The sequence below is a fragment of the Algibacillus agarilyticus genome (assembly GCF_003286125.1).
In the GTDB taxonomy this organism is placed as follows: domain Bacteria; phylum Pseudomonadota; class Gammaproteobacteria; order Enterobacterales; family Alteromonadaceae; genus Algibacillus; species Algibacillus agarilyticus.
In genome coordinates, this window is record NZ_QMED01000045.1 from 1 (window position 1) to 21,860 (window position 21,860).

Below are 21,860 nucleotides of genomic sequence, written 5' to 3' on the forward strand. Positions count from 1 at the left end.
TTACAGCTGAAGGACAAAAACACGATAATAGATTTAACGGCTCAGTGGGATAAAAACCCATTTAAATACAGAGTAATAGCGTTTTGGTATAAAAAGAAAAAGCGGATTGGCTACTTGGTAACTAATTTGCCTAGAGAGACCATTCCCGCTTCAGATATTGTCGAATTATACCGACTAAGGTGGCAAATTGAGTTATTGTTCAAAGAGCTAAAATCGTATTGCAACCTTAAAAAATTCAGCACACAAAAAGAGCCTATTGTTTGTACCTTAATCTATGCCAGCTTCATCACAGTGTTACTAAAAAGGATGATGGCATTTGCAACGGAGGCATTAAAATCTTTATGGATATCGACACAAAAAGTGGCGAGGTCTGCACCAACATGGCTATCACTGTTAGTTAATAAACTGAGTCAACATCATGCAGTAGCGATAGCAGTGGAGGAATGCGTAGAACTAATATCAAAGCTATGTCCACGCGCCCACCCCAAGCGAGATTTGAAAGATGGGCTATATCAATTCGGTGTTACATCCTTGGTTGAGAATAACGGGATTGATTAATAAGTGAGCTTAAGTACCTACATATGAATTTCTTTTAGCCTAAGAGACAACCTTCGAATGAGTTTTAAAAGACTTACCACATGGGGTTATTATTAGTTTTCACTTCGAACACTGAGCTTGAACGATATAATAAACATCGCCTGAATTGGCAACAATACTGCAAGTGTATAAGGAATAAACGCCACAGCAGATGCATTTAAATAGAATGCAGTTATGAATATTGAAAGACCTAAATTAGCTAAAACACTATAGCCTGAAAAGCTTATCCAGCTATGGAGATAACTAGAGCCACGTCTAGTTGCAGAACTTATTCCAAAAGCCAATACTCCAGGCAAAAGGTACAAAGAATTAACAACATCTTGCCAAACTAGCTGAGTACAAAGAATACTCACCAACATGGTCAAACAGTAATCAACAAATAATTTTTTATTTCCCACAAATATTTGCTTTACTACCATTCCATAGCCCTCCTCCCACTGTTGCGCCCCATATACCCCCTACAAACCCATTAAACCCGACATACCCACTTATATTGCAAGGTTTTTTTAATTGCTGCCATTTTTACTTATAGCCCCTGAACCAATCAGCCATCTAAAAAATGTAATCAAAAACCAAAAGCTTGATGGTATTATCAACGATATTACTAAAGTGTACTGACTGATCATAAAGAAATGTCCAAGCTCAGCAAATTCAAAAAACCAAATAGCAGAAGTGACAACGATAGAAGATACTAAAAAATTATATCCAATCAACCCTATCATTTTAAAGTAACTACCTTCAATTAAAGATAGGATAAAAACAAAACCCTGAGTAAAAACATTACATCCCATCCAACATAACAAAATCCAATTTTCTTTATCATGCATATATTGAATCGAAACAAAGAATAAGCAACAGGTCAATAATGGTAATGTGATTTTTAGTAGCTTAATTTTATTTAGTAACATCGTTTCGAAAAACCTTTTGTTGCAATTCTTGAAAAATACAGCGTTGGTACAACCTCATCCAAAGCAGTGCCAAATATATATTAATTTTTACGAATTCAGTGGTCGCGTCTTGAACCTTGCATTATAAATTTCATCTGAGCTTTACCAAAATTATTCCGTTTGTGCCTGGCAGTCACCTTAAATAAACCCTGCATATCCATGACTTTAATTCCTGAGGTACGCACATGTCATTGGCTCAACGCGTTATCGAGAACATCTAGTCTACAAACAAAAAAGCCCGAGTATCTCTACTCGGGCTTTCTATAATTAGCTTGTGAGCTAGGCTAGCTTACATCATGCCGCCCATTCCGCCCATTCCACCCATGCCGCCCATATCAGGAGCGCCACCAGCTGGAGCTGCATCTTGAGGGATGTCAGCAATCATGGCTTCTGTAGTGATCATTAATGATGCAACAGATGATGCGAATTGTAATGCTGAACGAGTTACTTTAGTTGGATCTAAAATACCCATTTCAATCATGTTGCCGTATGTGTCGTTACCCGCATTGTAACCAAAGTTAGCTTCATCTTTGTTTTTGATGTTGTTAACAACAACAGAGGCTTCTTCACCTGCATTGCTTACGATTTGACGCATAGGAGCTTCCATCGCGCGTAACGCAACTTGAATACCATGAGTTTGGTCTTCGTTCTCGCCTGTTAACTCAGTGATTTTTGAAGCCGCACGAACAAGCGCAACACCACCGCCCGGTACAACACCTTCTTCTACGGCCGCACGAGTTGCGTGTAATGCATCTTCAACACGCATTTTCTTTTCTTTCATTTCAATTTCAGTGGCTGCGCCCACTTTGATTACTGCAACACCGCCAGCTAATTTAGCTAAACGCTCTTGAAGTTTTTCTTTGTCATACTCTGAAGTTGATTCTTCAATTTGGCCACGAATTTGATTTACACGACCTTGGATTGCATCTTCTTCGCCAACACCGTCAATGATAGTTGTGTTGTCTTTAGTGATAACAACACGCTTAGCTTGGCCTAAGTCTTCTAGTGTTACTTTTTCGATGTCTAAACCAATTTCTTCAGAAATAACCGTACCTGAAGTTAATGTTGCAATGTCTTGTAACATCGCTTTACGACGGTCACCAAATCCTGGCGCTTTAACCGCTGCAACTTTAACAATACCACGCATGTTATTAACAACTAATGTTGCTAAGGCTTCGCCTTCAACATCTTCAGCAATAATTAATAATGGCTTGCCTGCTTTTGCAACACCTTCAAGTGTTGGCAATAATTCACGGATATTAGAGATTTTTTTATCAACTAATAAAATGAACGGGCTTTCTAATTCAACGGTACCGTTTTCTGGGCTGTTGATGAAATAGGGTGATAAATAACCACGGTCGAATTGCATACCTTCAACAACGTCAAGTTCGTTTTCTAGCGCTTGACCTTCTTCAACCGTAATAACACCTTCTTTACCCACTTTTTCCATTGCATTTGCAATGATTTCGCCAATTTCTGAGTCAGAGTTAGCTGAGATAGTACCTACTTGAGCAATTGCTTTCGTATCAGCACATGGTACTGAGATAGCTTTAAGCTCGGTAACCGCGGCAATAACCGCTTTATCGATACCACGTTTAAGGTCCATCGGGTTCATGCCTGCCGCAACGGCTTTAAGGCCTTCATTGATAAGCGCTTGTGCTAACACAGTTGCAGTCGTTGTACCGTCACCCGCTTCATCATTTGCTTTAGACGCGACTTCTTTAACCATTTGTGCGCCCATATTTTCGAATTTATCTTCTAATTCGATTTCTTTCGCAACTGATACACCATCTTTAGTGATTGTTGGTGCGCCAAATGATTTATCTAAAACAACGTTACGGCCTTTTGGACCTAATGTTACTTTTACTGCATCCGCTAAAACATTTACACCCGCTAACATTTTGATGCGCGCGTCGTTACCAAATTTTACTTCTTTTGCTGCCATGATTTATAAATCCTAAATTCTGATTATTTTTAAAGTCAATTTATTCAAGGTTGATAATTTGCTTTGGAGGTTTGTAAATACAAACTAAAGAGCAAAGCGTTAATTATTCAACAACACCTAGAATATTTTCTTCTTTCATGATTAATACTTCTGAACCGTCAACTTTTTCAGCTTTTTCGATGTAAGCACCAAATAATACGGTATCACCAACGTTTACTTCTAATGCTTGACGTGAACCATTTTCAAGAACACGACCATTACCAACAGCGATAACTTCACCTTTAGATGATTTTTCTGCAGCGCTGCCTGTTAATACGATACCGCCAGCTGATTTAGTTTCTTCTTCTAAACGCTTTACGATCACGCGATCATGTAGAGGACGAATTGCCATTATCTTATTCTCCTAAGAGCAATGTTATTAGAGTTAAAAAAGACAACGTTAAAAGTAACGTTATCAATATCTTTGTTGGAACAGTATCTGGGGTTAGCAAAAATTATTACAAGTGCAAAAAGTGATTTTTTTTGCTTTTTTAATCTTTTATTTGAATTGAGGTTTAATTAGATAACAATTCAGAGAATGAATATGAGTTTAACCCGTGATTTGAGTTTGGCTGGAAGTGGTGAGTATTATTAGATATGAGGTGAAAAATGAGAACAGAGTAATTAATAAATTACTCTGTTTATGAAAATGATCTGTTTACTCAATGAAATGATTAATCATTTTTACGTTCGTATTCACCTTCAATTACATTACCACCACTTGCATTATTTTGAGAAACATGGGCTTGTGAAGATGAAGGTTGAGTTGAATAATGAAAAGATTGCGCAGATGAAAACCCAGCCGAATGAGCCGATTGAGCCGATTGAGCAACAATTTTATCTTTAATTTTAGCATAAACGATTGCGGCGATAGGTTTACGTGTTAAAGGTATCGTTAGTAAAAAACCAATGATATCGGTTACAAAACCAGGGGTAACCAGCAACACGCCCGCTACCAATAGCATTAAACCTTCAACCATAGTTTCGGCCGGCAATTGGCCCGTTGCGGTTTGCTTTTGTAGGTTTTGAAGCGTTGAAATACCTTGTTCTCGAACAAGTTTAGCGCCTATAAAAGCAGTTAAAATAACGATGAATACGGTAATCCATCCACCAATCATTTCACCCACTTCTAATAAAAGTGCAATTTCAACAATAGGCATAACAGCAAATAATATAAACAATCGAGCAAACATTTAATGTTCCTTTAAGTTAGAAGCGTTAATATCTTATTTTGCTAAACACGTTAGTATATAGACGACAACGGCAAAATAAGTTTGTAATAAATAATGATCAATTAAGGTCTTATTTAAATATCTGAAACCAGTTTACATGACATAATATGACAACGATAGCCTTATTTTCACATTTTATCGTGTTGTATTGTGCATTGAAGTGATGAGTAGCGTTTAAATTTATCATACTAAGATAAGCTGTACGAATTAATCAATAAAGTTGATTCTACCGCTGGTTAATGAGAAATGAGTGAAAACAAAAAACTAACTAATGAAATATCTCAATTTTAAATAAAACAGGGAACGATTGATTCCCTAATTTTAACAACTTAAATTCTAAACATGTGGATCACACACTTATGCGTAAACCTTTCTCGCTTGCGATTAGCTTTCTATTTTTATTAAACTTAATGAGCATTTCCATTTCTTCCGCTTCAGATTTGGAAGAGCCGCTCCCCTCTTTATCAAATAGCACCAGTTTAAGCTTGGATATATTAGATGATGAACCCGAGTTTTTAGATATCGACCAAGCCTTCGCTTTTGAGTATCAACAAACTGAATCGGCAGTCACTATTAAATTTACCATCGCTGAAGGTTATTATTTATATAAAAAGCAATTCAAGTTTAAAGCAGAAAGCGCCAGTATAGGTGTTATTAATTTACCTGTGGGTATACTTTATCAAGATGAATATTTTGGTGAAACCGAAATTTTTAAACAACAATTCACTTTAAATTTACCGCTTAACTTTGCATTAAGTAACGGTGAAATAAAAGTCGCTTATCAGGGCTGTGCTGAAGCGGGTTTGTGTTATCCACCCAGTATTAAAACGATATTTTTAAATGAAATAAATACCAATACAGCAAAAAACATATCAATAAATGACATACAAAACAGTGAATCAGATTTAAATAATTTTTTACAAAAACAAAATTGGTATACGATTTTATTAGTCTTTTTTGTGCTCGGTATAGGCTTAGCATTAACCCCGTGTGTTTTTCCGATGTACCCTATTCTATCAAGTATTTTGGTTGGCCAAGAAAAGCTGACTAACAAACGCGCCTTTGCACTATCGGTGGTTTTTGTTCAAGGCATGGCGTTGACCTATGCCTTGCTCGGTTTAGCGGCAGCACTGGCAGGCGCTAGCTTTCATGCCATTTTACAAAGCGACGCCATGCTCATTACACTGTCCATTATTTTTATCGCACTTGCAGGTGCTATGTTTGGCTTATACGAATTGCAGCTGCCCAGTAGTTGGGTAAATAAGTTAAATTCTAAAAGCCAATCACAAAAGCAAGGCAGTTTACGTGGCGCTTTAATAATGGGGGTTTTATCAGGCTTAATCGCCTCACCTTGTACTACGGCTCCCCTTTCAGGTGCATTGCTTTATGTAGCTCAAACCGGTGACGCCCTATTTGGTTTTATTACCCTCTATATTTTATCTCTTGGTATGGGATTGCCTTTGTTAATTATTGGCGCAAGTAGTGGTAAATGGTTACCTAAAGCCGGCGGCTGGATGGAAAATGTAAAAAAACTATTTGCTTTTATTTTGCTTGCCGTGCCATTAACGTTAGCTTCACGCTTTTTAGCTGAACATATTATTTTGTGGTTAGCGACAGGATTAACCTTGTTGTGCGCCATCTATTTTTCGGTTTTATATTTCAAAAAACAAAACCGTAAGTTCTCCAGTGTTATCGTGATTGTTATGTTAATAGCAACAGGGTATTTAACTTATTTGGCACAAGGTTATAAAGAACTCGTTTTACCTTTTTATAAAACGTCAAAAATTGCCGAGCTAAATTTACAATTTGAAACTGCAATCAATAACAAGCAACCCGTTATGCTTGATATCACAGCAGATTGGTGTTCTGGCTGCAAAGAGTTCGAACATTTAACGTTTGCAAATTCAACCGTTCAATCTGAACTCGCTAATTTTGTTTGGTTGCAACTCGATGTAACCGAATATAACGCTCAACATGATGCATTTATAAAAAGCCTAAACATAGTCGGCCCTCCGGCGCCAACAGTTTTAATATATGATCCTAATGGAATTGAATTAAGCGAAAAACGAATTCGTGGCTTTTTACCAGTAGAAGAATTTATTGAGGCCGTTAAACTAGAAAAGTATTGACTCGATGTGGTAGAAATGTCGCGCATTCAGTCTATACTTTTATTGAGATTTGGAATGGGCTGACTAGAATGGCATTAACAGATGAAAGCGTTCATTATGAACGCTTTGTATTATTAACCGCGCAAATAGATGTGGACGGCTTACATAAAACCTTTGTCGATTTAGTTTTAGAATTATACCCCGACATTGCACTCCGTCTATACAGCAATAAATTGCCAGCCAACTATGGCCGCTATGAACTTGTCTACATACAAAAAAACAATAACAAACAGGAGATTAATCAACAGATAGAGATTGACACCGAATTAATGAATAACTTAATAAAAGTGGATGGTGATATAACAACCTCGGCCTCTCAGGTCGTATACCCCATAATAGTACGTAATTTATATTTTGGTGTATTAATAATTGAAGGCCCAAATGTAGACGATATAAATAAATCAAGTTTGTTAACGACCTATATCGCCATCTATTGTAATCAGCTTAACTTACTCCGCACCAGCAACCATGATTCACTTACCGGATTATTCAACCGACAAACATTTGATGGCACGTTAAATAAACTAATGTCATCTAAGCAAAGCTTACATCGCCGATTGTCTGAAGATCCAAGCCAACCTGATACTCACTATTTTGCGATGCTAGATATCGACAATTTTAAACGTTTAAATGATAATTTCGGCCATTTAATGGGCGATGAAGTTTTATTATCGATGGCGCAATTAATGCAAAAAGCGTTTAGAGATGAAGATATGTTATTTAGATATGGTGGTGAAGAATTTGCCATTATAGTCAAGCATGTTGATTTAAAGTTGGCTCAAATAATATTAGAAAGACTAAGGCAGCTCGTTAACGCTCAAATTTTCCCACAAGTGGGTCTTGTTACCGTTAGTATTGGTTTTACCATTATCGATAACAATATTTTACCTTCAACGGTAATTCAACGTGCGGATCAAGCTTTATATTACGCCAAAGAAAATGGAAGAAACCAAGTTCATTGTTATGAAGACTTAATTAGAGATGCAAAACTAACCAAGCCTAATAACGTAGAAAATGACATCGAATTGTTTTGAATGTCTAAGAAAACGATTATAAAACCTCACTTAGATGAGGTTAGACCAGTAAAAATCATTTTTTCGTTTCAAATCACATAAAATCACGTTATATTTAGCCTAATTCTTCCTTGAAACAAGTTTTCTCCGAAGATAACATCAAATTAGCTTAATTTAAGGTATTTTTAATGTCGGCTTTCAAACAAGTCCTATTACTTAATGGTCCTAACCTAAATATGCTGGGTAAACGTGAACCTGCAGTATATGGCAGCAAAACGTTAAATGACATCGAACTACAATTAAGCCAAGAAGCAAAAGCCCTCGATATCGAATTATCCTGTTTTCAGTCAAATTCTGAAGCAGAAATTATTAACCGAATTCACGCTTCATTTGAAACTATTGACTTCATTATTATTAACCCTGCCGCTTTTACGCATCAGAGTGTCGCACTTCGAGACGCTATTCTGGCCGTTAATATACCTTTCATTGAAGTCCATATTTCGAATGTGCATGCACGAGAAGCTTTTCGCCATCACTCCTATTTTTCAGATATTGCCCAAGGCGTTATATGCGGCTTAGGCATAGCGGGTTACAGTTACGCACTGCAATCTGCATCAAACTATTTAAATAACTAATATAACTATTTCTAAGAGAGAATTAACACCATGGCTATGGATATTCGTAAAGTAAAAAAATTAATCGAATTAGTAGAAGAATCAGGCATTTCTGAGCTAGAAATTACTGAAGGTGAAGAATCGGTACGAATCAGTCGTGCAGCACCTATTGCACAACAGTTCGCCTCTTACGGTCCTGCACCGGTTGCTGCACCGGCACCCACTCAAGCAGCAGCACCTGCTGTCGCGGCACCCGTAGCTGAAGCGGCTCCAGCTGCACCTACAGGTCATATTTTAAACTCACCAATGGTAGGTACTTACTACAGCTCTTCAAAACCAGATGCACCTGCATTTGTTGAAGTTGGCACGGCAGTAAAAGTAGGCCAAACACTTTGCATTATCGAAGCAATGAAAATGATGAATGAAATTACCGCAGATAAAGCCGGTACGATTAAAACTATCTTCGCGCAAAATGGCGATGCACTAGAATTCGATCAACCATTATTTGAAATAGAATAAGGTTGACGTATGTTAGATAAATTAGTCATAGCAAACCGAGGCGAAATCGCATTACGTATATTACGTGCATGTAAAGAACTCGGTATAAAAACGGTCGCGGTTCACTCACAAGCAGATAAAGAGCTCAAGCATGTTCTACTTGCCGATGAAACGATTTGTATTGGTAAAGCTTCATCAATAGACAGTTACTTAAATATTCCTCGTATTATTGCCGCAGCAGAAGTAACCGATGCAGTTGCAATTCACCCTGGGTATGGTTTCCTTTCTGAAAACGCTGATTTTGCTGAACAGGTTGAACGCAGTGGTTTTATTTTTGTTGGTCCGACTGCGGATTCAATCCGTATTATGGGTGATAAAGTAGAAGCCATTCGCTCAATGAAAAAAGCGGGGGTTCCTTGTGTTCCGGGTTCTGACGGCCCACTTGGAGACGATGCACAGAAGAATATTCAAATAGCGAAGCGTATCGGTTATCCCGTTATTGTTAAAGCAGCAGGTGGCGGCGGTGGCCGTGGTATGCGTGTTGTCCGATCTGAAGCTGAGTTAGTTGAATCAATTGAATTAACTAAACAAGAAGCCGGTGCCGCCTTTAACAACGATGTCGTTTACATGGAAAAATTCCTTGAAAACCCTCGTCATGTTGAAGTCCAAGTCTTATCTGACGGACAAGGCAACGCTATCCATTTAGGCGAGCGTGATTGTTCAATGCAACGTCGTCATCAAAAAGTAGTTGAAGAAGCACCAGCGCCCGGTATAACCGAAGAAATGCGTAAGTACATTGGTGATCGTTGTACACGCGCTTGTGTTGAAATAGGCTATCGTGGTGCGGGTACATTTGAATTCTTATTTGAAAATGGTGAGTTTTATTTCATCGAAATGAATACCCGTATTCAAGTAGAACATCCTGTAACTGAAATGGTAACTGGCGTTGATTTAATTAAAGAACAACTTAAAATTGCCGCAGGTCAGCCTTTATCATTAACTCAAGATGATATCAAAATTCACGGTCATGCGATTGAATGTCGTATTAACGCTGAAGACGCAGTATCGTTTATTCCATCACCGGGTAAAATAACACGCTTTCATTCACCAGGTGGCTTAGGTGTTCGTTGGGATTCACACATTTATGCAGGCTATACTGTTCCTCCACATTACGATTCAATGATTGGTAAATTAATCACGTATGGTGAAAACAGAGGCATTGCGATTGCTCGCATGCGTAATGCATTAGATGAGCTCGTTGTTGAAGGTATAAAAGTCAACGTACCTTTACAACAGTCAATAATGAAAGATGAACACTTCCAAAATGGTGGCACTAACATCCACTATTTAGAGAAGAAGTTAGGTTTAGATCATTAGGTATTATTGCTAGTCATTTAGTTTTGGCTTTAAAAAAAGGTAAACAAATATTTGTTTACCTTTTTTTATGCCTCTTGTTTATCGAAAATAAACAATGCCCTCACACCGTTAATCAGTGTTCACAATTAGCGTAGAAACGCTTAAGAACAAGACAAAAAACTCATTTAGTCATTATCAAGTTGTTTAACCTGCTAACTTGATCAATTATTAATGATAGTTAGTATTAGGTTTAGTCTACGTAAGTACAGCAATAATCAATCACATCTAATGCATTGATTTTGAATGAAGAGTTAGCAGGAACAATAAATTGTTCACCTGCGTTAATGCGAGTCCACTCTGATTCGCCTTTAAGTTGAATATCAACATTGCCCTGCTGAATTTCCATTATCTCTTTTTGCTCTGTGCCAAATTCATAATCACCCGGCATCATAATACCTAATGTTTTAATGTCACCATTGGCAAACTTAACAATTCGGCTAGTTACCTTGCCATCAAAATAAATATTCGCATTACGTACGATAGAAACTTCAGTAAATTCACTCATTTTACTTTCCAATTAATTAATATTTTGCGCAATACTAGGCGTAAGACGCTAAAATAAAAAGATTAATTAAAACTGAGTTATAACCGATTATTAGATATTTTGACTTTTTAACCAATCGCCATAATTTGCATAGTCATGTTTTGCGCCAGCTTGCATAACTTGGGCAATAATTGTGTAAGCTTGGATCCAAGCCGCTTTTACGTCGTCGGTAAAAGCGGTACCTAAACCTTGACCCAAGGTCCAAAGTAATGCATCAGCAACCGTTGCAAAATGAGAGTCTTTAACGCCATAGACGACATGCCGTCTACCTAATAGCCAAACCGTTTCTTGCAATTTATCTAGCTGTTTAAGTCCTCTAACAACCGTTGTTAATACCGTGGTTAATTTTTTACCTTGCTCATCAATATCATCACTAAATAATGATCGTAAAGTTGGGTCTAGTTCAAATAATCGATTATAGAAAAGGCTTGCCGCCTCTTTGGCAATAGGAACCACTTGTTCCCAACTATGTTGAACTAATTCAATTTGTTGTGGTGTCATACCTTTCCAGCATTTTAATTAAATATCTATATATATAAATTAGTTCAAAGGTTTACTTAATACCAATTTAAGAGATATTTGAATTATTAATGGATCCAATCCCATTGGATAGTGGAAAACCGACTCGTGGGGCAAGATAATTTTTGGCGAGCGACCCCAGCTTCCATATAAACTTTACCATAGCAAGTAAAGCCACCACGTGTACAGAGTTCAACGTAGCGCAGGTCAGCGGCAATCGTTAGGTAGTTAATGTTTTTTTGCTTTGCAATCCCTGTCAGGGCTTGGAATACCTTGGTAGCAGCATCCGTTTCACGTTTCGAAGGCAGTACGGCTACACGGCTTAAATATCCATCTGAGCATAGCCGTCCTGTGGCGATCGGTTTGTCTTTTTCATAAACGATAACATGCTCGGCAGTTTGATCCGACATATCAAATTCAACGGCGCGGGGAATGCGCCATTCGCACACAAAAACACTGTTGCGTATGTCTTTTACAATGGCAGCAGACTGCTGCCAATTTGCGTGTTCTATCCGTGTCATAATTATGTCATCGAGTAAAAGTAACCTTGGTTGATGAGTCTAGTAAAAAGTTCAATATTTTCTTGTTTAATTGTGTGTTTTTTTAACTGGTCGGATGTGTATGAGTTTTGACCTGCAATCAGTTCAACCAATGAATGAGAGTCAGTCGAAACGCCTACTGCATCACCGTTTATATAAAGTTGTTTATCAATCAATAAGGTACGTAAGCCGCCTAATTTTCTCCACTCTTCATCGGAGTTTAACATCAGCTCAACATCACTATTTTCGTAATGAGGTTCTGGCTCATGTATATCAAGCTCATGCTTAGCTTGACTCATATATTCACCTAACCAAGTATTAAAATGTGCATCTTGATCTAACGTTTTTAGCATTAACGATTTTATTTTTGCCATTTCTGATTGACTGATTTCAGCGGTGTTAGCTTTAACACTCAAACCAGGATCGGTATAACGGTCTTTAAAGCATTCTTTCGCTAATGCATAATCTGCAAACGATGAAATAAGATCTTGCTGATTAGGTGCTCTAAACCCGATTGAATAGTTAAGCGCATTTTCGATAGCATAACCTTCATGTGGACAACCAGGAGGTATGTACAATACATCACCCGGTTCAAGTACCTCATCAATACAAGCGTCAAATTCACTGACTTGTAATAAATCCGGATGAGGAATTTTTTCATCCAACACTTGTTGTTCACCAACTCGCCAATGTCGTTTACCCTGGCCTTGCACAATAAAAACATCATATTGATCTAAATGGGGTCCTACCCCGCCATTAGGCGTAGAAAAACTCACCATTAAATCATCAATTCGCCAATTAGGTATAAACCTAAAAGCGTCAACTAAATCAACGCCTTCTTCCCACCAATGATCAACCGCTTGAACTAATAGTGTCCATCCATTTTCACCAAATTCACTGTAATCATCAAAAGGCCCATGTTCGACTTGCCAATCATTTCCATTACGAGCAATAACTCTTGATTCAACTTCTTGTTCAGCGGCGAGTCCGGCTAATTCATCAGGTTCAATCGGATCAGAAAAATGTTCAAAAAGGCCTTTTAATAATACCGGCTTTTTCTGCCAATATTTATCTAGAAAATCTTGTGGGTCAAAATTATTAAGTGAATACACTAATGAATCTCTCTTAACTGCGATACAGTACTTTAATAATGTGATAACCAAATTTGGTTTTAATTGGCCCTACCGGTTTAAGCAACTCAGCTGAGAATACCGCTTGATCAAAGGCTTTAACCATTACGCCGCGAGAAAACTCACCCAAATCACCGCCTTTTTTACTGGTTGGGCAATTGGAATAACGTTTTGCAAGATTGGCAAAGTTTTCACCTTTATCGGCTCTTGCTTTAATTTCATGGGCTAATTTTTCGTTACGCGTTAATATGTGTAATGCAGAAGCCTTTGTTTCACGACCTATTTTTCTTTGCATTCGCATGCTATTTACCTATTCTGTTTATTTAAGAAACGTTTTATAACGCTCTTTGAATTTATTTAATTTGGGTGTAATAACCATCGCACAGTAAGGCTCTTGTGTATGACCATTATAATATGCTTGATGATAATCTTCAGCAGGGTAAAAAGGCATAATAGGAACCAGTTGAGTGGCAATATTATGTTCATATACATCCCCTTCAACAAAGTCACTCATCGCACTTTTAGCTATTCGCATTTGTGTTTCATCATGATAAAAAATGACTGAACGATATTGCGGCCCAATATCGTTACCTTGTCTGTTCAACTGTGTTGGATCGTGCAAACTAAAGAAAAAGGTCAGCAATGCTTGAAAACTGGTGACTTGATCATCAAATGTAACTTGAACCACTTCTGCATGTTCTGTTGTACCTGAACATACGGCTTGATAATTTGCACTTGCTTCATCGCCGCCACAATAACCAGAAACAGCACGAGTAACACCTTTTAAAGCATTAAAAGCCGTTTCGATACACCAAAAGCATCCACCACCAAAAGTGGCTATTTGTTGTGCCATTTTATCTCTCCAGCCTAGTTAGCATATAAAGGTTTGAGCAACTCAATTTACTAACGCTAATTTAATAACACTGAGTCACTTGAATATAACTATTATACGGTTATTTGTGATAAGCCCCAAGCTGAGAAACCATAATAGCCATAAGTTAGTAGCGATAGTTTCGTTTTTACTGTTAATATATTGCTAAGTTAAAAAACAATAAGCACTCAAATGTCACTTTTTACAGGTATAAATGAAGACGTCACGTTAGTCGCTATGTTCGACGCTCATTTTCTACTTAGCCGAACATCTGCACACCCATTTAATTTAGATAATCAAACATGGCCAACGGTAGAGCATTATTATTTAGCCATGCGTTTTGAAAATCAAAATGATAAAGACATTATTCAAAGCGCTAAGTCTGTTGCTGAAGCGCAAAAACTCAGTAAGCGTTGGTTCAAAAAGAAAAGAGCCGATTGGAAAAAAGTAGAGACCGTGGTAATGACACGTGCGCTTTATACTAAATGTAAAACCTACCCTGAAATAGCCCAAGCCTTGCTTGATACCGGTAATGAAGCGTTAGTTGAATCAAGTGTTTATGATCACTTTTGGGGATGTGGCCGAGATCAACGAGGCGATAATCATTATGGCATTATACTCATGAATATTCGTGACAAACTCCGTTCAGAATTAGCTTAAAGCAATAAAAAAGCGAGCTAAACAGCTCGCTTTTTTAATCATTAACAGCTACAAAAGCACGTTTATTAATCTTCAAGAATAATACGTAACATACGACGTAAAGGTTCTGCCGCGCCCCACAGTAGTTGGTCACCTACAGAGAAAGCAGATAAGTATTCACCGCCCATCGCCATTTTACGTAAACGGCCTACAGGTACATCAAGCGTGCCTGTTACTTTTGCCGGCGTTAACTGCTGAATAGTTGATTCTTTATCATTTGGTACCACTTTAACCCAATCGTTATGCTTAGCTAGCATATCGTTGATTTCATCCATTGGGACATCTTGCTTTAACTTAATAGTAAAAGCTTGAGAATGACAACGCATTGTACCAATACGAACACACAAACCTTCAACAGGAACGATGATACCGTCATTACCTAAAATTTTATTTGTTTCAGCACCGGCTTTCCATTCTTCACGTGTTTGACCATTGCCTAAATCACTATCAATCCAAGGAATTAAGCTACCCGCAAGTGGTACAACAAAATTATCAGTCGGGAAACCTTCACTGTTTAAAGAGGAGGTGATTTTACGGTCGATGTCTAAAATTGCACTTGCTGGATCTTGTAATTCTGTTGCAACACTATCGCGTAAATAACCCATGCCAGAAATTAATTCACGCATGTGTTTTGCACCGCCACCAGACGCAGCTTGATAAGTCATTGATGTCATCCAGTCGATTAATCCTTTATCGAATAATCCACCTAATCCCATCATCATTAAGCTGACCGTACAGTTACCACCTACAAAGTTTTTAACACCTTTGCTTAAGCCATCTTGAATAACATTTTTGTTGACTGGGTCTAAAATAATTAACGCATCATCTTCCATGCGAAGAGTACTTGCTGCATCAATCCAGTACCCATTCCAACCTGCTTGGCGCAATTTTGGAAAAACACTTTGAGTGTAATCACCACCTTGGCACGAAATGATGACATCCATCTTTTTCAATTCGTCAATACTAGTTGCATCTTGCAATGTACCAGCATCTTTACCAAAATTTGGCGCTGGTTTGCCTGCTTGTGACGTAGTAAAAAAGATAGGCTCAATTAAATCAAAATCTTTTTCTTCTACCATGCGGTTCATTAATACCGAACCTACCATGCCACGCCAACCGACTAAACCCACTTTTTTCATTTGTGTTATTCCTTATTGAATATCGTATAGAAAATACTTCATAGTTTAAGCGCGCAATATAACATTTATCCCCTGTATGCCTCAAGTGATTAGCCCCATACAAATGAAAGATAAATTAAAGAGACACCAATACAAAGTTTTTAGCCGTCAGGATGACTCAGGAACTTTATTTTTCAGGCGTGAGTTGTTTTAAGAAGACCGATTCAGCAATAACATCTGTCATCGATTCCACTCGATCAAGCCATGTTTTTCCCACCAAATGATCATGTTCATGTTGCACAATTCTAGCTAAAAACCCTGACCATTGAACCGCATGATGTTGACCCAAAACATCTTGATATTTAACGTCAATAGACTCGTAACGTGGAATAAAACCGCGTAATCCAGGTACGCTTAAACAGCCTTCCCAACCTTTTATTTTAGATTGACCAACTGGCGTAATAACCGGATTAATCATAACCAAAGGATCCATATCGGGTGCGTCGGGATAACGAGCATTGGCGCGAGACGCGATAATCATAATGGCCGAAGGTATAAAAACTTGTGGAGCCGCAATGCCAATTCCATTTGCGTTCAGCATTGTTTCTAATAAATCATCAACTAAGGATTGCAGTTTACTATCAAAATGAATAACGGGGGAAGCCGGTGTGCGCAATACATCTTCGCCAACTTGCGCGATGACTTTAAGCATATTAAACCCTATAAAAAAGAAGAGTGTGGTCTTAAAAGAGATACATGGTGGCAAACAGAATGACAAGCCTCAACAAACATAACAAATAAAGTATATACCTAAGTCGGTTAAATATGCTTGTTCTGCCTTTACCGACACTTAGGTATATTATCGTTTTTCGATTAGCTCGAAAATAAATTAAACATCATCAAAATCAACGGTAACACCATCCAAAAAGCCCGAACTTCGGGTTTCATTTGATCGTAGTTTAATTTTAAGCCGTAAATCATTAGGTGAATCAGCGTAATGCAATGCATCTGAGAAGTTAATTTGACCATTGTTATACAGTTCAAACAACGCACCATCAAACGTTTGCATGCCTTGCTCTTTCGATTTAGCCATCACTTCTTTTATCGCACCAATTTCACCACGCGCTATCATGTCTGAAACAAGTGGCGAGTTTAACAAAATTTCTATAACCGCCGCGCGCCCTTCTCCGTCTTTAGTTGGTATCAGCTGTTGAGCAACTATCGCTTTCAAATTCAAAGACAAGTCAAACAATAATTTATCTTTCATGTCTTTAGGGACTAAATGCATAATACGATCGATCGCTTGGTTAGCATTATTGGCGTGTAATGTTGCAACACATAAGTGCCCCGTTTCGGCAAACGATAAGGCATATTCCATCGTTTCACGCGAGCGGATTTCACCAATCATTATCACATCCGGTGCTTGACGGAGTGAACTTTTCAAGGCGGCTTCAAATGATTCAGTGTCCGTTCCAACTTCACGTTGATTAACAATACACTTTTCATGTTGATGAACAAATTCAATTGGATCTTCAATCGTTAATATATGGCCTTTTGAATTACGATTACGGTAGCCCATTAACGCCGCAAGAGATGTAGATTTACCCGTACCGGTTGCACCCACATATAAAAACAATCCTCGTTTAGCCATAATGACTTCTTTAAGTACATTAGGTAAACGCAGCTCATCAGCGTCCGGTATCGTCGTGTTAATACGTCGAATAACCATGCCAACTGATTCACGTTGAATAAAAGAACTGCAGCGAAAACGACCAATACCCTCGATAGAAATCGCATAGTTACATTCTTTTGTTTCTTCAAATTCCGCTTTTTGACGCTCTGTCATCGATTCAAGTGCAAATTCAAGACAACGATCAGCCGTTAATTTATCATCATCTAACGGTGTCATTTCACCATTAATTTTGGCACAAACAGGCCGTCCAACTGTGATAAATAAATCTGAACCGTTTTTAGTACACATATCTTTTAAATAGGGTTCAAGCTTCATCGTTACATGCCCCCGCCAAAGCTTTGTTTGTTAACCGCTTTAACCATCGCGGCTTGACGTGAAATATGCCCACTATTAACTAAATTCATCAAACATTGATCCATCGTTTGCATACCATTTGATACGCCCGTTTGAATAGCTGAATACATTTGTGCGACTTTATCTTCACGAATTAAGTTTCGAATAGCGGGTGTGCCCACCATGATTTCATGTGCAGCGATACGCCCACCGCCTGATTTTTTTAATAAACTTTGTGAGATAACGGCTTGTAAAGATTCAGACAACATTGAACGTACCATTGGTTTTTCTGCTGCAGGGAATACATCTACAATACGGTCAATGGTTTTAGGGGCTGAAGTCGTATGTAAAGTACCAAAAACAAGGTGGCCCGTTTCAGCCGCAGTCATCGCTAAACGAATCGTTTCAAGATCACGCATTTCACCCACTAAAATAACATCCGGATCTTCACGTAATGCCGAGCGCAATGCATTATTAAATGATTTAGTATCCCGATGAACTTCACGTTGATTGATCAAGCTTAATTTATTTGAATGAACAAATTCGATAGGATCTTCAATCGTTAAAATATGATGATGCTTCGTTTCATTTATATAATTAACCATCGCCGCTAACGTCGTTGATTTACCTGAACCCGTTGGCCCCGTAACTAAAACGAGCCCACGTGGTTTATCAGCTAAATCTTTAAATATATCAGGCGCATTTAATGCTTCAAGTGATAAAACTTCACTTGGGATTGTTCGGAATACGGCACTCGCCCCTCGGTTTTGAACAAAGGCGTTAACACGAAAACGGGCAAGATTGGGGACTTCAAACGAGAAATCCGATTCTAAATGCTCTTCATAATCTTTACGTTGTTTGTCATTCATAATGTCATAAATCAATTGACTCACTTGTTTATGATCGAGCGGCGGGATGTTAATTTTTCGCACTTCACCGTCAACGCGTATCATAGGCGATACGCCAGCCGATAAATGTAAATCTGATGCTTTGTGCTCAACGCTAAAAGCCAATAATTCTGTAATATCCATGCTTATAAGTCTCGAATTTTGTATACTCAATTCGCTATAACAAGATAGCGGGCGTTATCTGTTTAAAAAACAAACAATTACGCGGCAGATAGAATATATATTGCTCTAAAATCAATTTGAGCGCACTCAACAATTAAGGTTAAGCGTTAGCTAAAATCAATCAACGAATATGAATACAATAGCAGAAAGACTGGAAATCGCACGTACTAACATCACAAATTTTGCAAGAAATTGCTCGCGAAAACCTAATGAAATTCAGTTACTTGCCGTGAGTAAAACCAAACCACTGAGTGATATTAAAGCCGCCTACACAGCAGGACAACGCAGCTTTGGCGAAAACTACGTGCAAGAAGGTGTAGAAAAAATACAATCATCGACTGAATTAACGGATATAAATTGGCACTTCATTGGGCCTATTCAATCGAATAAAACTCGTCTCATCGCTGAAAACTTTGATTGGGTACAAAGTGTTGATCGCGAAAAAATAGCGAATCGTTTAAATGAACAAAGGCCTAATCATCTGCCACCGCTTAATGTCTGTATTCAAGTGAATATAGCCAATGAAGAAAGTAAATCGGGTGTTACAGCAGAGCAAGCGCGACTATTAGCGAATACGATAAATCATTTACCTAATTTATGCTTACGCGGCTTAATGGCGATCCCCGTTAATACAAAAGACAAAAAGATTCAAATACAACATTTTAATTCAATGAAATCACTTTATGATGAGTTGAAAAGTAACATAGCAACCCTAGATACATTATCAATGGGGATGAGCCAAGATACATCGACCGCGATTGAATCAGGCTCAACAATGGTAAGAATAGGCACCGCCATATTTGGCGCAAGAGAGATAAAAAAATGAGTTCAAGAACAATCGCGTTTATTGGCGCGGGCAACATGACAAAAAGCATTATTGGTGGTCTAGTCAAACAAGGTTATCCAAGCGACGATATTATCGCAGCCAACCCTAGCCCAGAAAAATTAACCGCGTTATCAACACAGCACCACATTTTAACAACACAAAATAATTTACACGCCGCTAAGCAAGCGAGTGTGATCGTACTCGCTGTTAAGCCACAATTAATGGCCAATATGTTAAGTGAGTTAACACAAGCAGCCAAAGCCGAAAATATTGATTTAAGTCAGAAATTATTTATTTCAATTGCTGCCGGTCTCCCCATCGCACGCTTAAACGATATGCTGGGCGGTGAACATAAAATTATCCGAACCATGCCAAATACGCCTTCACTACTCGGACTCGGCATGACCGGCTTGTATGCACCTGACAACATTAACGAATTAGATCAAGAATTTGCAGATGATTTAATGTCAGCGGTGGGTAAAACAGCTTGGGTCGAAGAAGAAAATGGCATCGATAAAATAATTGCGGTCGCAGGAAGTGCACCCGCTTATTTCTTTTTGTTTATGGAATGCATAGAACAAGAAGCCATCAATTTAGGTTTTTCGCAACAAGATGCACGTGTCATCGTTGAGCAAGTCGCACTCGGGTCAGCTAAAATGGTTTGTCATAACGAGACGACTTCATTAAGCTCGTTAAGAGCACAAGTAACCTCAAAAGGCGGTACAACCGCAGAAGCAATCAAAACATTTGAAGACAAAGGGTTGCGCAGTATCACCGCAGATGCAATGCAAGCCGCGATTAAACGCGCCGAAGAAATGGCAAAATTATTCTAATAAAGAGAACTTAATATGAACGCAACCTATTTTTTAATTGATACTATTTTTGGTTTATATCTCATGGCTGTGCTGTTGCGCTTTTGGTTGCAAATTGCTCGTGCCGATTTTTATAACCCATTTTCACAATTTGTTGTTAAAGTAACTAACCCATTATTGATCCCATTACGTAAAGTTGTGCCTGGTTTATTTGGATTAGACATGGCCTCTATTGTTTTGGCTTTGCTTATTGCTCTGCTTAAAATTGTCGCTATTTTATTACTCAGCACGGGCTCAATAGATAACCCACTTATGTTGATTTTACCCAGTGTGGTGATCGTGGTAAAAGAAGCCTTAAACATTATTTTTTGGATCATGGTTATTCGGGCATTATTAAGTTGGGTAAGCCAAGGTCAAAGCCCAATGGATGCGGTTTTATTTCAATTAACAGAACCCTTGTTACGCCCAATCAGAAAAGTATTACCATCGATGGGTGGCATCGATTTATCAGTACTCGTCTTTTTAATCAGTATCCAGTTCATTAATCTACTGTTGGTTGACATGTTTGGTCGTATCTAGGCGGTTTATTTGCTATCGATAATAAGCCAACATAAGCAGTTGAGTTTACATATTAATTGATACAACCAACAAACAATATTTTATAAGACAATATAATGAAATTACTTAACATCTTGAATACCAAATCAATACGCTTAACGGCTATATTAATCGTGAGCACTTTATTTAACGTAATGGCTCAAGCCCAAGAGATGACACAAATTGGCACTTGGGACGTGCATCATATCGCCTTCCCTTCTACTTTTATTCAACCTGAAACGGCAAAAGCCGTCGGCTTAAAACGACGTAATGATTTATCGTTAATCAATATCAGTGTTTTAGATACACAAACCAAAACCCCTTTAAAAGTAACGGTAACAGGCGAAGCCCGTAATTTAGTCGGTCACATTAAAAATCTAGATTTTGTGAAAGTTGACGAAGGAAATGCCATTTATTATCTTGGTCAAGTCGGTTATTCAAATGAAGAAACACTTAAGTTTACGGTGACGATCACGGATGGAAAGCAAACACAAACCGTAAAATTTAAAACAAAATTTTACGTTGATTAAGCAAAAAATGAATTAATAACTCAATATCTTTAATTTGATTTAAACAATGTACCACTTGGGTATAGCTCGCTATACCCAAGTCACGAGAACGGTAACCTTACTTTAATTTC

General features: G+C 38.1%; 26 protein-coding genes. 11 read left to right on the forward strand and 15 right to left on the reverse strand.

The features are described from left to right. Positions 1 to 558, forward strand: a 558-nt coding sequence (locus DPX34_RS20290) for a transposase (protein WP_157964806.1), incomplete at its 5' end; no start/stop codon positions are given. 92 nt (positions 559 to 650) lie between these two features. Here the strand turns inward: DPX34_RS20290 and DPX34_RS20295 are convergent. The 5 genes from DPX34_RS20295 to DPX34_RS20315 form a co-directional block, all read right to left on the reverse strand. Continuing rightward, positions 651 to 1,016: a hypothetical protein gene (locus DPX34_RS20295; RefSeq protein WP_111980257.1), complete on the reverse strand. Its 366-nt coding sequence runs from the start codon at positions 1,014 to 1,016 to the stop codon at positions 651 to 653. A gap of 87 nt (positions 1,017 to 1,103) precedes the next feature. Next, on the reverse strand, positions 1,104 to 1,505 hold the full coding sequence (locus tag DPX34_RS20300; RefSeq protein WP_111980258.1) for a hypothetical protein: 402 nt from the start codon (positions 1,503 to 1,505) through the stop codon (positions 1,104 to 1,106). A 328-nt stretch (positions 1,506 to 1,833) separates the two neighbouring features. Then, positions 1,834 to 3,489 (reverse strand): chaperonin GroEL, encoded by a 1,656-nt coding sequence (groL, locus tag DPX34_RS20305; RefSeq protein ID WP_111980259.1) that lies wholly within the window; start codon positions 3,487 to 3,489, stop codon positions 1,834 to 1,836. A 103-nt stretch (positions 3,490 to 3,592) separates the two neighbouring features. Next, positions 3,593 to 3,880 carry a co-chaperone GroES gene (locus DPX34_RS20310; RefSeq protein WP_111980260.1) on the reverse strand — a complete coding sequence of 96 codons (288 nt, stop codon included), beginning with the start codon at positions 3,878 to 3,880 and terminating at the stop codon, positions 3,593 to 3,595. Positions 3,881 to 4,202: 322 nt separating this feature from the next. Continuing rightward, on the reverse strand, positions 4,203 to 4,721 hold the full coding sequence (locus tag DPX34_RS20315; protein WP_111980261.1) for an FxsA family protein: 519 nt from the start codon (positions 4,719 to 4,721) through the stop codon (positions 4,203 to 4,205). A gap of 398 nt (positions 4,722 to 5,119) precedes the next feature. Between DPX34_RS20315 and dsbD the strand changes: the two genes are divergently transcribed. The 5 genes from dsbD (at position 5,120) to accC (ending at position 10,430) form a co-directional block, all read left to right on the forward strand. Then, complete coding sequence (gene dsbD, locus DPX34_RS20320; RefSeq protein ID WP_111980262.1) at positions 5,120 to 6,889, forward strand: protein-disulfide reductase DsbD; 1,770 nt, start codon at positions 5,120 to 5,122, stop codon at positions 6,887 to 6,889. Positions 6,890 to 6,957: 68 nt separating this feature from the next. Beyond that, positions 6,958 to 7,962: a GGDEF domain-containing protein gene (locus tag DPX34_RS20325; protein WP_111980263.1), complete on the forward strand. Its 1,005-nt coding sequence runs from the start codon at positions 6,958 to 6,960 to the stop codon at positions 7,960 to 7,962. A gap of 167 nt (positions 7,963 to 8,129) precedes the next feature. Continuing rightward, on the forward strand, positions 8,130 to 8,576 hold the full coding sequence (gene aroQ / locus DPX34_RS20330) for a type II 3-dehydroquinate dehydratase (RefSeq protein WP_111980264.1): 447 nt from the start codon (positions 8,130 to 8,132) through the stop codon (positions 8,574 to 8,576). 36 nt (positions 8,577 to 8,612) lie between these two features. Next, positions 8,613 to 9,074, forward strand: coding sequence for an acetyl-CoA carboxylase biotin carboxyl carrier protein (gene accB, locus DPX34_RS20335; RefSeq protein WP_111980283.1), 462 nt, complete (start codon positions 8,613 to 8,615; stop codon positions 9,072 to 9,074). A gap of 9 nt (positions 9,075 to 9,083) precedes the next feature. Beyond that, positions 9,084 to 10,430: an acetyl-CoA carboxylase biotin carboxylase subunit gene (gene accC / locus DPX34_RS20340; RefSeq protein ID WP_111980265.1), complete on the forward strand. Its 1,347-nt coding sequence runs from the start codon at positions 9,084 to 9,086 to the stop codon at positions 10,428 to 10,430. Positions 10,431 to 10,659: 229 nt separating this feature from the next. Here accC and ppnP read toward each other — a convergent pair whose 3' ends face one another. From ppnP to msrA, 6 genes are all read right to left on the reverse strand, one after another. Continuing rightward, positions 10,660 to 10,974, reverse strand: coding sequence for a pyrimidine/purine nucleoside phosphorylase (gene ppnP, locus DPX34_RS20345; protein ID WP_111980266.1), 315 nt, complete (start codon positions 10,972 to 10,974; stop codon positions 10,660 to 10,662). Positions 10,975 to 11,064: 90 nt separating this feature from the next. Then, positions 11,065 to 11,514: a globin family protein gene (locus DPX34_RS20350; RefSeq protein WP_111980267.1), complete on the reverse strand. Its 450-nt coding sequence runs from the start codon at positions 11,512 to 11,514 to the stop codon at positions 11,065 to 11,067. Positions 11,515 to 11,600: 86 nt separating this feature from the next. Then, on the reverse strand, positions 11,601 to 12,053 hold the full coding sequence (locus tag DPX34_RS20355) for a GNAT family N-acetyltransferase (protein WP_111980268.1): 453 nt from the start codon (positions 12,051 to 12,053) through the stop codon (positions 11,601 to 11,603). Between the two features lie 2 nt (positions 12,054 to 12,055). Continuing rightward, positions 12,056 to 13,183, reverse strand: coding sequence for a cupin domain-containing protein (locus tag DPX34_RS20360; RefSeq protein WP_111980269.1), 1,128 nt, complete (start codon positions 13,181 to 13,183; stop codon positions 12,056 to 12,058). A 13-nt stretch (positions 13,184 to 13,196) separates the two neighbouring features. Then, a complete protein-coding gene (locus DPX34_RS20365; protein WP_332872840.1) occupies positions 13,197 to 13,502 on the reverse strand; it encodes a peptidylprolyl isomerase in 306 nt (101 codons plus the stop codon). An 18-nt stretch (positions 13,503 to 13,520) separates the two neighbouring features. Continuing rightward, positions 13,521 to 14,054, reverse strand: a complete 534-nt coding sequence (msrA, locus tag DPX34_RS20370) for a peptide-methionine (S)-S-oxide reductase MsrA (RefSeq protein WP_111980270.1) — start codon at positions 14,052 to 14,054, stop codon at positions 13,521 to 13,523. Positions 14,055 to 14,264: 210 nt separating this feature from the next. Here msrA and ybiA point away from each other — a divergent pair, with 210 nt between their 5' ends. Next, the gene (ybiA, locus tag DPX34_RS20375) at positions 14,265 to 14,732 is read left to right on the forward strand and encodes a riboflavin biosynthesis intermediates N-glycosidase (RefSeq protein WP_198673771.1); all 468 of its coding nucleotides are present in this window, start codon (positions 14,265 to 14,267) and stop codon (positions 14,730 to 14,732) included. Positions 14,733 to 14,797: 65 nt separating this feature from the next. Here ybiA and asd read toward each other — a convergent pair whose 3' ends face one another. From asd to DPX34_RS20395, 4 genes are all read right to left on the reverse strand, one after another. After that, a complete protein-coding gene (asd, locus tag DPX34_RS20380) occupies positions 14,798 to 15,910 on the reverse strand; it encodes an aspartate-semialdehyde dehydrogenase (RefSeq protein ID WP_111980271.1) in 1,113 nt (370 codons plus the stop codon). A gap of 166 nt (positions 15,911 to 16,076) precedes the next feature. After that, on the reverse strand, positions 16,077 to 16,601 hold the full coding sequence (gene def / locus DPX34_RS20385) for a peptide deformylase (protein WP_111980272.1): 525 nt from the start codon (positions 16,599 to 16,601) through the stop codon (positions 16,077 to 16,079). Between the two features lie 177 nt (positions 16,602 to 16,778). Then, the gene (locus DPX34_RS20390; RefSeq protein WP_111980273.1) at positions 16,779 to 17,897 is read right to left on the reverse strand and encodes a PilT/PilU family type 4a pilus ATPase; all 1,119 of its coding nucleotides are present in this window, start codon (positions 17,895 to 17,897) and stop codon (positions 16,779 to 16,781) included. Between the two features lie 2 nt (positions 17,898 to 17,899). Then, on the reverse strand, positions 17,900 to 18,946 hold the full coding sequence (locus DPX34_RS20395; protein ID WP_111980274.1) for a type IV pilus twitching motility protein PilT: 1,047 nt from the start codon (positions 18,944 to 18,946) through the stop codon (positions 17,900 to 17,902). A gap of 169 nt (positions 18,947 to 19,115) precedes the next feature. Here DPX34_RS20395 and DPX34_RS20400 point away from each other — a divergent pair, with 169 nt between their 5' ends. From DPX34_RS20400 to DPX34_RS20415, 4 genes are all read left to right on the forward strand, one after another. Continuing rightward, positions 19,116 to 19,811 (forward strand): YggS family pyridoxal phosphate-dependent enzyme, encoded by a 696-nt coding sequence (locus DPX34_RS20400; protein ID WP_111980275.1) that lies wholly within the window; start codon positions 19,116 to 19,118, stop codon positions 19,809 to 19,811. Beyond that, positions 19,808 to 20,644: a pyrroline-5-carboxylate reductase gene (gene proC / locus DPX34_RS20405; RefSeq protein ID WP_111980276.1), complete on the forward strand. Its 837-nt coding sequence runs from the start codon at positions 19,808 to 19,810 to the stop codon at positions 20,642 to 20,644. Before DPX34_RS20400 ends, proC begins: the two co-directional genes overlap by 4 nt. A 15-nt stretch (positions 20,645 to 20,659) precedes the next feature. After that, positions 20,660 to 21,202: a YggT family protein gene (locus tag DPX34_RS20410; protein ID WP_111980277.1), complete on the forward strand. Its 543-nt coding sequence runs from the start codon at positions 20,660 to 20,662 to the stop codon at positions 21,200 to 21,202. A 95-nt stretch (positions 21,203 to 21,297) separates the two neighbouring features. After that, entirely contained in the window at positions 21,298 to 21,750 is a 453-nt protein-coding gene (locus DPX34_RS20415; RefSeq protein ID WP_111980278.1) for a DUF4426 domain-containing protein, read from the forward strand. The last annotated feature ends 110 nt before the right edge of the window (positions 21,751 to 21,860 follow it).

What these genes read in the sequence shown, in the direction of transcription:
- DPX34_RS20295 (WP_111980257.1), bottom strand. Translation starts at nt 1,016, where the DNA reads ATGGTAGTAAAGCAAATATTTGTGGGAAATAAAAAATTATTTGTTGAT.
- DPX34_RS20300 (WP_111980258.1), bottom strand. Translation starts at nt 1,505, where the DNA reads ATGTTACTAAATAAAATTAAGCTACTAAAAATCACATTACCATTATTG.
- groL (WP_111980259.1), bottom strand. Translation starts at nt 3,489, where the DNA reads ATGGCAGCAAAAGAAGTAAAATTTGGTAACGACGCGCGCATCAAAATG.
- DPX34_RS20310 (WP_111980260.1), bottom strand. Translation starts at nt 3,880, where the DNA reads ATGGCAATTCGTCCTCTACATGATCGCGTGATCGTAAAGCGTTTAGAA.
- DPX34_RS20315 (WP_111980261.1), bottom strand. Translation starts at nt 4,721, where the DNA reads ATGTTTGCTCGATTGTTTATATTATTTGCTGTTATGCCTATTGTTGAA.
- dsbD (WP_111980262.1), top strand. Translation starts at nt 5,120, where the DNA reads ATGCGTAAACCTTTCTCGCTTGCGATTAGCTTTCTATTTTTATTAAAC.
- DPX34_RS20325 (WP_111980263.1), top strand. Translation starts at nt 6,958, where the DNA reads ATGGCATTAACAGATGAAAGCGTTCATTATGAACGCTTTGTATTATTA.
- aroQ (WP_111980264.1), top strand. Translation starts at nt 8,130, where the DNA reads ATGTCGGCTTTCAAACAAGTCCTATTACTTAATGGTCCTAACCTAAAT.
- accB (WP_111980283.1), top strand. Translation starts at nt 8,613, where the DNA reads ATGGATATTCGTAAAGTAAAAAAATTAATCGAATTAGTAGAAGAATCA.
- accC (WP_111980265.1), top strand. Translation starts at nt 9,084, where the DNA reads ATGTTAGATAAATTAGTCATAGCAAACCGAGGCGAAATCGCATTACGT.
- ppnP (WP_111980266.1), bottom strand. Translation starts at nt 10,974, where the DNA reads ATGAGTGAATTTACTGAAGTTTCTATCGTACGTAATGCGAATATTTAT.
- DPX34_RS20350 (WP_111980267.1), bottom strand. Translation starts at nt 11,514, where the DNA reads ATGACACCACAACAAATTGAATTAGTTCAACATAGTTGGGAACAAGTG.
- DPX34_RS20355 (WP_111980268.1), bottom strand. Translation starts at nt 12,053, where the DNA reads ATGACACGGATAGAACACGCAAATTGGCAGCAGTCTGCTGCCATTGTA.
- DPX34_RS20365 (WP_332872840.1), bottom strand. Translation starts at nt 13,502, where the DNA reads ATGCGAATGCAAAGAAAAATAGGTCGTGAAACAAAGGCTTCTGCATTA.
- msrA (WP_111980270.1), bottom strand. Translation starts at nt 14,054, where the DNA reads ATGGCACAACAAATAGCCACTTTTGGTGGTGGATGCTTTTGGTGTATC.
- ybiA (WP_198673771.1), top strand. Translation starts at nt 14,265, where the DNA reads ATGTCACTTTTTACAGGTATAAATGAAGACGTCACGTTAGTCGCTATG.
- asd (WP_111980271.1), bottom strand. Translation starts at nt 15,910, where the DNA reads ATGAAAAAAGTGGGTTTAGTCGGTTGGCGTGGCATGGTAGGTTCGGTA.
- def (WP_111980272.1), bottom strand. Translation starts at nt 16,601, where the DNA reads ATGCTTAAAGTCATCGCGCAAGTTGGCGAAGATGTATTGCGCACACCG.
- DPX34_RS20390 (WP_111980273.1), bottom strand. Translation starts at nt 17,897, where the DNA reads ATGAAGCTTGAACCCTATTTAAAAGATATGTGTACTAAAAACGGTTCA.
- DPX34_RS20395 (WP_111980274.1), bottom strand. Translation starts at nt 18,946, where the DNA reads ATGGATATTACAGAATTATTGGCTTTTAGCGTTGAGCACAAAGCATCA.
- DPX34_RS20400 (WP_111980275.1), top strand. Translation starts at nt 19,116, where the DNA reads ATGAATACAATAGCAGAAAGACTGGAAATCGCACGTACTAACATCACA.
- proC (WP_111980276.1), top strand. Translation starts at nt 19,808, where the DNA reads ATGAGTTCAAGAACAATCGCGTTTATTGGCGCGGGCAACATGACAAAA.
- DPX34_RS20410 (WP_111980277.1), top strand. Translation starts at nt 20,660, where the DNA reads ATGAACGCAACCTATTTTTTAATTGATACTATTTTTGGTTTATATCTC.
- DPX34_RS20415 (WP_111980278.1), top strand. Translation starts at nt 21,298, where the DNA reads ATGAAATTACTTAACATCTTGAATACCAAATCAATACGCTTAACGGCT.